This is a genomic window from Bacteroidia bacterium (assembly GCA_019695265.1).
Taxonomy (GTDB): Bacteria; Bacteroidota; Bacteroidia; order JAIBAJ01; family JAIBAJ01; genus JAIBAJ01.
Genome location: JAIBAJ010000114.1, coordinates 1 through 11,396 on the forward strand (window position 1 = coordinate 1; position 11,396 = coordinate 11,396).

An 11,396-nucleotide genomic window follows, 5' to 3' on the forward strand; every position below is an offset into this window, starting at 1 on the left:
TTCAAGTTCCTTTTCTGTCACGTTTGATACAATAGCAACGTGTCCATATTTATTAAATGTCGTGCCGTCAAAAATTAAAAGGTCGTCAACCTTTGGTTTTGTGTTACTCGGATTTGTGTATTGAGTTAGGTCTCTTTTTTTACTTTTCTGTCCGTCTTTCAAAGTGTTGTCAAAAAAGTCTTTTGCGTGTCCGTAACTGTCAGGCATTTTGTGTTTTAGGTGCTCGTAATAATAACGTTTTACAAATTCAACACATTGGTATTTTAGTCCTAAGTTATATCCGTCTGCTGTTGTGTTTCTCCCTGTTACATTGTCAACACCACCGTTGTAGTAAACGTAAACTCCGTTCAAACTGTCAACTTGTTGTCCGACAGAAAAGTCAGTATTGAAGTTGAACTTTTTAAAAGTCCAAAGTCCACCGAAACTTAATATTAGAAGTCCGATTAGTAAATATGTCCAACGTTTAATTTTCAATTTTTCTGTCTGTTAATTGTCTGCTGTGTCGTCTTTTAAGCTGCCGCATAACTACCTTGTACCGGCCAAAATTTGGCATATGTCCGTCCAAAAATGGTAGGATATGTGCTGGTTTTTTAGGTACTTAGTTGTAGCAAATGTATCAATAGTTCCCTATAATTCATCGAATGGACTGATAATTTTCTGAATGCTCTGAGTGCTTACATGGGTGTATATCTCCGTTGTCTTACTGCTCCGATGTCCAAGTAACTCCTGAATGTAACGCAAATCTGTACCCTTCTCTAATAAATGTGTAGCATAACTATGACGTAACCAATGCAATGTTACAGGCTTTCTTATTCCAACCTTCGCTATGCATTGCTTTAATACATTACTCAAACTCCTTTCATTGTATGGCTCATTCGCCTTTTGACCCTCAAATAACCAAGTCATAGGCTTGTAATAACTGTAGTACTCCCTTAACATCTTTAAAATCTTGTCCGATAAGGGCGCAATCCGGTCTTTTCTGCCCTTGGCCTGTCGAATAATGATTACCATCCGATTGGAATCAATGTCATGTGGCCTTAAATTTAATAACTCACTACGCCTCAATCCACAACTGTATATTAACGATAACATTGTTCTATGCTTCAAATTCGTAGAAGCATTTAGTATTAATTTTACTTCTTCCTTACTTAATACATTGGGTAAAAGATGAGAACGCTTGGGACGATGAACCAATTCTATTTGCAACTTGGACCCCTCCACCTTGTCGAAAAATAATTTGATGGCATTAACTACCTGATTCTGATACGATGATGATAGTTTGTTGGCTATAATATACTGATTGTTAAAGGCTAATATGTCTAAATGATTGATTTCCTCAACCGGTTTATCGCCCATATAACGGAAAAAGGTGAGTAAAGCGTCCGAATAAGTCTTAATCGAATTTTTACTATATCGTTTGCTGCCCATCCATTTCTTAAATTGTTCAATTTTAATAATATGACTGCTCCTTAGAGTGTCCCCCTCCGGCCTATATCCCATTAATTTTATCAACTGCTCTAACTTAGCAGTACTATCCGGTATCAACCAAGACTGAAATGTTTCGCTCCAACAACTACCTTCAATTTTTTTAATTGCTTTGATCTTGAGTTGGTCTTTCTCAAAGTCGATCTTCAGTTTGTCGCATTCCCTATGCCTAACCTTCGTTACCGTAAGAGAAAGCAATTGAATGGCCCGCAATAACTCTTCCTTAGTCATTCTGGTGTATTTTGATTGAAATAAAATATTGTTCCCTGTCTTCTAATATTTGAAAACAGGTTGAGAATTGGAATCGTTTGACTTGGCGGTAAACTATAATAAGTTCCCTTTGAATAAAGCATTTTCGATTCCCTTTAATATAACCAAGCCCCATTATTAAACCGAAAACAAAAGTTCCCCTTTCCCGATCCTGATAAAGGTATAAATAGAGTAGGGGAAACAAGGGGCTACTCGCTAAAATAGCCCCTTGCCGGAAATTTAAAAAGGTAAATCACCACCCTGTTTGGATTCTGTCGCAACAGGGAAAGTTTTAGATGATCCTTTGCTGTTCTCCATTTTGTCCAAGAAAATGATGTCATCAGCAAGAATTTCAGTTTGGTAATGTTTTTTACCTTCTTTGTCTTCCCAGTTTCTCGACTTAATCCGTCCCTCAATGTGAACCTGCATTCCCTTCTTGAGGTACTTTTCACTTAATTCAGCCAAGTTCCTCCAGGCAACAATATTATGCCATTCCGTTTGGTCCTGCCTGTTGCCACTTTTATCCTTGTAATATTCGGTGGTGGCAATAGAAAAGTGAGCAACGGTAGCCCCATTTTCCAGGTTTCTGATCTCAGGGTCTTTGCCCAAATTTCCAATTAATAAGACTTTGTTTAGTGATCCCATAAAAAAATGATTTAAAATTAATGAGACAAAGGAAGATTGTTTTGTAATACCAAGTAGAAATAAATTCCTAATATATGTTATTTTTATCAGATGGATTTTTTTGTTTACTGGATGTTGACTTTTCGAAGAGGAAATTGGGAATTATAAAAAATGAATTTATATATTTAATTGATAATTAATTATTTGTAAATAAAATTTTCCTGGTTTTATTTGTTATGGATTTCATTTTAAGTAATTTGTTGACTAAGATGCAATATGAATTGCCTTGGTTAGATTCTTATTTTTTGTGGTTATTAACAGTTAATCATTTTGATTTTTCGCTTTTTGGGAGGTTTTTTATTTTAATGCGGGCCCCCTCGGCCTCCCAAAGCTTGACCAATACTACGGAAATGGTGCATCGGCTTTCGGGTCACGCTATCGGCTGTAGTCCTCGGCACACTTGGCTAGCGCCGCGTGGCCTGTGGGCTACCTGCCTCTATCGTTGCCCGAGGTGCAAGCCCATTCAACCGTCTCGCCTCCCTAGTTTTATCAAGCGCCTTTGCAAAGTCGGATGGTGCGGGGTTGGATTTTCACAGGTATTATAATCCAATAACTGGTTATAGAATGACAGCGGTATTTGCTAAGAGAAGGGAAGGTGCTTTGTGCAAGATTGATTGATTACGTTGATGTATGCAAAGCCCGACTATTCATGCCTAAAAAAAAATGCAAAGTCAATTTCAATACTGATTTGAAATACAAAAGGTTGGGGTTTGGTCCGGGTAGGGATAGAAGTGGAAAGCCCACAGACGGCCGTGGCGTTAGCCCGGGCGGCGAGGACTTGTAACGGATAGCCCGACCATTCGCCTTGATAATGAATGGATGAAAAATAAATTTCAAAGCGAATGGGACCCGCCTAATAATAAAACTGAACCGGAACTAAAGCCAAAAACTTTATTCCATTTCCAAAACCACCATCTTCTGAACTTTATATCTATTCCCTGATCTAAGTTGAACCTGGTAAATTCCCGGATATAAAGAATTGATATGGTAGTTTTTTCCGTTTTTAAATTCGTTCTCAGCCACCGAAGTACGGTAAATTAACTTGCCATGTAAATCGCTAATTTCTAAGGTTCCAGCTTGTTCAATACCTTGCCAAATCAAATTAAAATTGCCATTATTTGGGTTAGGTGCTAATACTCCGGGTTCTTCATGCTCGCTTCCAATACCTACCACCAAACCGGAAACTGTGTCAAAGTCGCAAATGGTGATGACTCCAAGCGAAAAGGAATCTGCGCAAAAATTCAAATGCGGAATGGAATCGTTTACAATGGTCAATACCGGACTGTAATTTCCTACCTGAGGAATACCGGCTACCACCACCTGAATGCGGTAAGTTCCCATAGGCAAACTATCGGAATGATAGAAGTATAAATTATTGAAACCCGCAACCAAATTAGCTTCTTCATACCGAACAGGTAAGTAATGTCCGGACGGTGTAGAATCTTTTTCAATTACCACGTCAATTAAAGGAATGGGGTCGTTTGATTCGGTTTTACCCAACAGGAAATTGTAGAAATAGATAAAACCACTTAAGGCTCCATCACCGTTTTGTAAATTGGGGTTAATTAAGTCGATGGAGTAGGAGAGGGAGTCACAGGTGTTTACCTGTATGGTATCGGCCTGCTGATATAAATAGGTGTTTCCGCTGAAAGTTGGTATGTAGTTTTCACCTGCAACAGCAGAAGTGTAAGTGGCATGTATAACGTAATTGCCTTCTGAAATAGGACCAAATTGGTAAAAAGCAGAATCGTTGGGTAAGGTAATTTGGAAAACATCTACGGTGTCCCAAGCTAAACTGTCTTGGTCTTCAACAGCCAATAAGCGAACAAGAATGGTGTCACTAATGCCCAATACCGGAAAATTACCTAAACCTCCATCCGTAATATAACCAGAGATGTATTGGTCGCAAGATGATAAACACGAGGTGCTGAAACTGGTAGTTCCATCAATTCCTGTTGCCCAGGCAGCATAAGAAAATGCAGGGTTATCAACCTGAATGCAACTTAAGCTTGAATTAATAGAAGCATCGAAATAGGTAATTGCCGGATTGTTTCCATTTTGAACATTTAATTCGGTGAGGGAATTGGAATGGCAATCAAGCTTCTCTAAAAGTGGAAAATTGGAAAAATCTAATTGTGTAAGTTGGTTCGCACTGCAATCTATCTTTTTTAGTTGATCCGATCCATTCAAATTAATAGTTTGTAAAAGATTGGACTGACAGTTTAGCTCCTGAAGGTAGGAGCGATTACTGAGGTCTAAATCGGTAAGTTGGTTATTAAAAATATCAACTTTTATTAAATTATTGCAGTGTGAAAGGTCTACTGAATAGGTATTGCAATAAGGCATATACAAGTATTTTAATGCAGTGTTGTTACTCAAATCCAAGCTAGCCAAAGAATAAGTCCAAATGGCTAAAGAATCTAGTTGGGTATTTTGACTTAAATCCAACGTTGAAAAAGTTCCACTGCAACTTAAACCTATTAAAGAGGTGTTATTGGTTAGGTCTATAGAACTGAAACTATTGTTCATTCCAAAGAAGAACTGCAAATTGCTTAGGTTGCTTAAGTCTAAAAAAGATAGAAAATTATGTTGAACATCAACCCGAATTAACTGACTATTATTGCTGAAATCTAAATTCTGAATGGAATTACTGGCCACCTTGAATAAAATTAAGTTAGGATTGGCGGCAATGTTGGCCCGTGTTAAATGATTGGAATCGGCATACAGAAATAGTAAATTGGTAAAGGCTTCTAATCCGGTTAAATCATAAATTCCTTTGTTGGTGGCATGAATGGTGGTAGCATTGGCTGCTTCTGAAAAAGAAATATTAAGATCCTGGTCGTTATTAATAGTTGCATCATTTACCAAGGCCGCTTTGAAATTTGGATCCGGAATAAATACATAGGTTCCGGTACAACCTGTGCTAAAGCTGGTATTTGCGTCAATGTTAGTCCAGTTTTGGGTGCTATAACTTACATCGTCCACGGTAATACAAGCAAGAAAAGGATTGTTGGTTGCGTTAAATTCGCTAACATTGGTATTGTTTCCGTTTCGGACATTCAGCTCCGTTAAATAGTTGGAAGAACAATCCAAGAAATAAAGCAAGTTACAATTGTTTAAACCCAACTCATTTATAAGGTTGTTGGAGCAATTTAATGCCATCAAATAGGTGTTCGAAACTAAAACCAAGGAACTTAATTGGTTGTATTGACATTCCAAATTGTAGAGCGAACTAAGTCCTGTCAGGTTTAAGGTTGAAATGGAATTATAGGAGCAAACCACATTTCCAAGATTGGTGTTTAGATGCAAATCTAAACTGGTTAAATTGTTGGAAGAAACATCGAGATAAGAAATGGAAGTGAAGGCTTCAATGCCGGTTAGGTCTGAAATATTGTTGTTGCCTAGGTACAATTGCCCGGTAAAATTGGCAGCTTCCGCAATGCTAATTTCCCCATCACTGTTGGTATTAATGGAAACATCAGCCAATAAGGCGTTTTTGAAATTCACATCCGGAATAGTTACATTCTGAGCTGTTGCACCTATCGAAATCATTCCAAAAAACAGGAGTACTAGTCTTTTCATTACAATGTATTTGTGCAAATGTAACATTGTTTTAACCATTAAAAACATAAACTTGTCGACTGATTTTGGTCATATTGCTTAGGATGATACGTATATTCACCAGGCTGAGTCCGCAATCATTGCGCTGCATTTTCTACCTTTGAACCCACAATAAATAACCCTTTTCATTTCAATGACACTCTTCCCCAATTCCATCAGCGATATTTCCAACGCCATTCAGTTGGCTTTAGGGCCTGTTTTCTTGCTTACAGGGGTGGCCGGCTTGCTCAATGTCATGTCAGGCAGACTTTCCCGAATTATCGACCGTGGACGATTCCTAACCGAAAATCCATCGGCCAAGCAGGTTATTAGTCTAAAAGCCATTCAAGAAGAGCTCGAAACCCTGGAAAAGCGGAGGAAATTAACCAGCATTGCAATTACCATGTGCACCTTTTCTGCACTTTTTGTCTGCATGGTCATTGTAATTCTTTTTCTTGAAGTGCTTTTTTCTATTCCATTTAATTGGATTATCGGTGCTTTTTTTTCTCTGGCAACCCTGGCTCTGGTTGTGGGTTTGGCCTACTTTCTGCGCGAAGTGCATTTGTCATCCCGTACAATTCGCCTAATGAAATAGGACGTATTGGCTTGGTTTAGAAATAATTTAAGGGAGGGCAACCCAAACTACTCAGGTTTCTTTGGTATTTTAACGTTAGTTTGATGATGGTTATTCTCGTCTGAACAAGTTGTTTGTATCGTTGGGCGGCAAATGAATTTAAATCAGTTTTTTTTAGGAAAAGGAAGGTTCAGCTCTTTTAAGTATCGGTATCCCCGCTATCAGCTATAGTTTGCGGTGTGCTTCCTACTAATTGCAACGGTTAATTCACAATTTTTTCTCTTTCCAAGCTTGACCAATCCGCAAAGCTATTTGCTTCTATCGGGTTTAGCTTAGCTTGTTTTGCTTTCAATCGGTCTTTCCAGGGAAATGAAAGTTCTATATTGCTGCAATTATCAAGGAATTCTGCCAATATAAAATGGAATTAAACCAATATAGAAGTCGTTATAAGTACTTCAAATGCAAAGCATACAAAGTTCCTGGTTGCTATAGGGTAGATATAAACCCAAAATTGTCATTTGAAACGAAGTGAACAAATGACAAGCGCGATGGGATGTGGGATGATTTGGGTTAATCCCGAGCTAGTGTTAGTTAGGTTTTCTTTCAAACTTAGGAATATGCCGAGGATACATTATGTTATAACAATTTTACATAAGAAAACTAATATATAAATTGATATTACATAATGTTCTCTCGGTAAAAATTACTTGAAAGCCTTACTAACACTTGTCTCGAAACATAGTTTAAAATTTCTATTGACAATTTTGGGATCATGAAGAATTTTGAAGGCAATACCTTCGGAAACCCTTTAATTTGAAACACTGAAAGCCGAAATAGAATTCTAATCCGGAATTTGGGTTTAAGCCAAGTTCCTTCCTACCTTTGTCCCCAATGTCTGAATTAAAAAACGACCTAATCATACGTGCAGCCAAAGGCGAACATGTTGAACGTGTGCCTGTTTGGATGATGCGCCAAGCCGGACGGGTATTGCCCCAATATAAAGCTGTTCGATCCCAAGCCAAAAATTTTATTGAATTTGTGAAGAATCCGGAAATGGCTTGCGAAGTTACTATACAACCGGTCGATTATTTTGGGGTAGACGCGGCCATTATCTTTTCCGATATTCTAACGGTTCCTGAAGCTATGGGACTTCCTTACCAAATGATCGAAAGTAAAGGACCTTGGTTTGAACAAACAATTCAAAGCATGTCTGATATAGATAAGTTGTTGGTTTGCAATGAAGATACAATCGGTTATATGAATGAGGCTATTAAGTTGACCAAAAAGGAACTTAACGGACGAGTTCCACTTATTGGGTTTGCCGGTGCCCCCTTCACCATTTTTGCCTATATGGTGGAAGGAAGTGGAAGCAAAACCTTTTCAAAAGCCAAAAAATTCTTATACACTCATCCCGTTGAATCGCATGCTTTATTGCAAAAAATTACGGATTCTACCATTCATTATTTGCAAGGACAAATTGCCGCCGGCGCCGATATGGTTCAATTGTTCGATTCCTGGGCCGGATGCTTGAGTCCAACACAATATTCAAGTTTTGGTTTGGCATACATTCGCCAAATATGTCAGGCAATTCAATCAGTTCCAATGACTGTCTTTGCCAAAGGCGCATTTTTTGCATTGAATGAGATGGGACAGCTTCCTTGCCAAACCATTGGCCTGGATTGGAATATGGATCCCAAGTGGAGCAGGGAAGAGGTAGGTGCCACTAAAACACTACAAGGGAATTTAGATCCATGTTTGCTATATAGTGATTTTGAAACCATCCGCAAGGAAACAAAAAATATGTTGCAAGCCTTTGGTAAACAGCGCTATATAGCCAACCTAGGACATGGACTTTATCCGGATATTGAAAAGGAAAAGGCGCTTTGCTTTGTGGAGGCTATCAAGGAATTTGGGGTAGTTTAGGTTAAAGCCACTCTTTCTCTTTTTATTCCATCAAAAGATCCATGATCGGAACCAGTTGGATTTCCTTTCCATCCTTGGTAAACACATCGCTTTGGTTAAAGGTGATGATTCGCCCTTTCTCTAGCTTTAAGAAAGCCATAGCATCCAGTAAACCAGCCATTTCGCGGTGGATGTTTTCGTCGTTTACTTCATAGCATACTTGTATTGCTTCTTGTACCAAGTCTTTTTTCATCACTATAAAATCGCATTCTTTCTTTTCTTGGTAGTAAAAGAGTTCCATACCTTTTCGGCGAAAATGCAGATAAACACAGTTTTCTAATCTTCGGCCTTGTTCCTCTGTAAATACAATCGAATTATGGGTAAATAGGCCTAAATCAATGGCATACACTTTCTTAGGATTTCGTATTTGTGTTTGCACCGAATAACTGAATTTCGAAACAAATTGAACCAAATAGGCATTTTCCATATAGGAGAAATATTCCAATATAGTGCTCACCGCCTTTATGTTGAATGTAGAGGCCAGTTTGTTGGCTGATACTGGTTTGGTAATGTTGGAAAGCAAATAAACAGCTAAGCGGCGCAAAGAATTGGCATCTCTAACACCGTAACGAACGGCTATGTCGCGCAACAAGATATCATCCAGAAGTTGGTGTAATATGCTAGGTTCTTGCAACCGAAGGTATTCCGGAAAACCGCCTTCACGTATGTAAAGCGTTACAGATTCCAAGCTGTTTTCAAGGTTTTTGAACTGTAAAAACTCGGGATACGAAAAGGGAAAAAGCTCGGACGAAAGATGGCGGCCCGTCAGTTTCGTTCCTAATTCCTTGCTCAACAGTGTGGCATTTGATCCGGTTACTACGACCTTTAAGCCCTCATCCAACTTTTGCCTCACATAGAGCTCCCAATTTTCCATCATTTGTATTTCATCAAAATACAAAGTTTGGGCATTTCGTTTTTTTATGGCCACATCCAAACGCCTATAATCATCCGTTTCAAACCCGGCCAACCTTGGATCTTCAAAATTCAAAAAAAGAACATGCTCGGGTTGCTCATGCATCAACTGAAGCAAGAGTGTACTTTTCCCACAACGTCTTATTCCAGTTAGGATTAAGGCAAAGTTATCTAAGATTTTTAAGCCTTTCAAAACCGTTCTTTCTGTACCAATTTTCTTGGTTTTCCAGAACTCATATTGTGTTTCCAGAACTTCCTCTATTGCGATTTGGGTTACCATTTGGACTTTATTCGTCACAAAAATACATCTTTATTTGATTCTATAAAACAAATGTATATTTTTCTGTCGAATAAAAGTATTTGACGTTATCAAATAAAAGTATTTTCTACTATCAAATAAAAATGGAGTAGCTTAAATAAAAACGGCCAATCTCTTACAAGAATGGCCGTTTTAGAAGGTAGGATTTGTTAGTATCTAAGCATCAATTTTCGCATATTTGGCGTTTTTCTCAATGAAATCGCGACGAGGCGGTACATCGTCGCCCATAAGCATGGAGAAAATGCGATCTGCTTCAGCAGCACTATCTATCGTTACTTGGCGTAAAGTTCTGGTAGTTGGATTCATGGTAGTAGACCATAATTGCTCAGCATTCATTTCTCCCAAACCTTTGTATCGTTGAATAGTCACACTGCTTTCCTTTCCATTTTCTCCCACCATGTCTTTAATGGCTGCAATACGTTCTTCGTCATTCCAGCAATAACGCTCGTCTTTGCCTTTTTTAACCAGGTAAAGTGGTGGAGTGGCAATGTACAAGTGACCGTTTTCAATTAAGTCTTTCATATACCGGAAGTAGAAAGTCATAATTAAGGTGGTAATGTGGCTTCCGTCCACGTCGGCATCGGTCATGATTATTACCTTGTGATAGCGCAACTTGGTAAGGTTCAATTGTTTGCTATCTTCTTCTGTACCAATGCTTACTCCTAAGGCAGTAAAGATGTTTTTAATCTCCTCGTTATCGAAGATTTTATGCTGCATGGCTTTTTCTACGTTTAAGATTTTACCACGCAGAGGTAAAATGGCCTGGAATTTACGGTCGCGACCTTGCTTGGCCGTTCCACCCGCCGAATCTCCCTCCACCAAGTAAATTTCGCATTGAGCCGGATCACTTTCAGAACAGTCAGATAATTTACCCGGTAATCCCGATCCGGTTAAAACGTTTTTACGTTGCACCATCTCACGCGCTTTACGGGCAGCATGACGAGCAGTTGCAGCTAAAATAACCTTGTTTACAATTTGCCTGGCCTCCTTTGGATGTTCTTCTAAGTAGTTGTTAAGCATTTCTCCAACTGCTTGATCTACAGACCCCATCACCTCGTTATTTCCAAGTTTAGTTTTAGTCTGACCTTCGAATTGAGGTTCTGCAACTTTCACCGAAATAACAGCTGTTAATCCTTCTCTAAAATCATCTCCGCTTATCTCGAATTTGATTTTATCCAACATGCCCGATTTGTCTGCATACCCTTTTAATGTCCTTGTCAAACCTCTTCTGAAACCGGCAAGGTGAGTGCCGCCTTCGTGTGTGTTGATATTGTTTACATAAGAATGAACATTCTCTGTGAAAGAAGTGTTGTAGGTCATGGAAACCTCCACAGGCATACCAAATTTGTCGCTTTCTATGTGGATTGGAGTTTCAATCAGTTTCTCACGGGTGCCATCCAAATATTCTACAAACTCCTGTAAACCGCGCTCTGAATAGAAAGTTTCTTTGAAAAAGCTTCCATCCTCCATTACCTGACGACGATCGATGATGTGTATAGTAATTCCTTTGTTCAGGTAAGACAATTCCCGCATACGTGTTGCAAGGGTGTCGTAATTATACTCTGTGGTAAGGTTGAAAATTTCCGGATCGGGTTGAAACCATTGCTCGGT

The 11,396-nt window shown here is 38.8% G+C and carries 8 protein-coding genes; 2 read left to right on the forward strand and 6 right to left on the reverse strand.

The window, feature by feature from the left end; genetic code table 11:
* From K1X82_13125 to K1X82_13140, 4 genes are all read right to left on the reverse strand, one after another.
* Window positions 1-468 (reverse strand): CHAP domain-containing protein (locus K1X82_13125; GenBank protein ID MBX7183048.1); only part of this gene is annotated, 468 nt, incomplete at its 3' end.
* Window positions 469-627: 159 nt separating this feature from the next.
* Window positions 628-1,716, reverse strand: a complete 1,089-nt coding sequence (locus tag K1X82_13130; GenBank protein MBX7183049.1) for a site-specific integrase — start codon at window positions 1,714-1,716, stop codon at window positions 628-630.
* A 258-nt stretch (window positions 1,717-1,974) separates the two neighbouring features.
* On the reverse strand, window positions 1,975-2,379 hold the full coding sequence (ssb, locus tag K1X82_13135; GenBank protein ID MBX7183050.1) for a single-stranded DNA-binding protein: 405 nt from the start codon (window positions 2,377-2,379) through the stop codon (window positions 1,975-1,977).
* 930 nt (window positions 2,380-3,309) lie between these two features.
* Complete coding sequence (locus tag K1X82_13140; GenBank protein ID MBX7183051.1) at window positions 3,310-6,000, reverse strand: T9SS type A sorting domain-containing protein; 2,691 nt, start codon at window positions 5,998-6,000, stop codon at window positions 3,310-3,312.
* A gap of 172 nt (window positions 6,001-6,172) precedes the next feature.
* On the opposite strand from K1X82_13140, the gene K1X82_13145 reads away from it, so the two are divergent.
* Window positions 6,173-6,613, forward strand: coding sequence for a DUF2721 domain-containing protein (locus K1X82_13145; GenBank protein MBX7183052.1), 441 nt, complete (start codon window positions 6,173-6,175; stop codon window positions 6,611-6,613).
* Between the two features lie 870 nt (window positions 6,614-7,483).
* Window positions 7,484-8,515: a uroporphyrinogen decarboxylase gene (gene hemE / locus K1X82_13150; GenBank protein MBX7183053.1), complete on the forward strand. Its 1,032-nt coding sequence runs from the start codon at window positions 7,484-7,486 to the stop codon at window positions 8,513-8,515.
* A gap of 22 nt (window positions 8,516-8,537) precedes the next feature.
* Here the strand turns inward: hemE and K1X82_13155 are convergent, their stop codons facing one another.
* Together K1X82_13155 and K1X82_13160 are read right to left on the reverse strand one after the other, a co-directional pair.
* Window positions 8,538-9,746, reverse strand: coding sequence for an ATP-binding protein (locus K1X82_13155; GenBank protein MBX7183054.1), 1,209 nt, complete (start codon window positions 9,744-9,746; stop codon window positions 8,538-8,540).
* A gap of 195 nt (window positions 9,747-9,941) precedes the next feature.
* Window positions 9,942-11,396: DNA topoisomerase IV subunit B (locus tag K1X82_13160; protein MBX7183055.1), on the reverse strand; the 1,455-nt coding region annotated here is incomplete at its 5' end.

Bases quoted from the DNA above. Each gene is read 5' to 3' on its own strand.
- K1X82_13155 (MBX7183054.1), bottom strand. From the start codon at position 9,746: ATGGTAACCCAAATCGCAATAGAGGAAGTTCTGGAAACACAATATGAG.
- K1X82_13140 (MBX7183051.1), bottom strand. From the start codon at position 6,000: ATGAAAAGACTAGTACTCCTGTTTTTTGGAATGATTTCGATAGGTGCA.
- ssb (MBX7183050.1), bottom strand. From the start codon at position 2,379: ATGGGATCACTAAACAAAGTCTTATTAATTGGAAATTTGGGCAAAGAC.
- hemE (MBX7183053.1), top strand. From the start codon at position 7,484: ATGTCTGAATTAAAAAACGACCTAATCATACGTGCAGCCAAAGGCGAA.
- K1X82_13145 (MBX7183052.1), top strand. From the start codon at position 6,173: ATGACACTCTTCCCCAATTCCATCAGCGATATTTCCAACGCCATTCAG.
- K1X82_13130 (MBX7183049.1), bottom strand. From the start codon at position 1,716: ATGACTAAGGAAGAGTTATTGCGGGCCATTCAATTGCTTTCTCTTACG.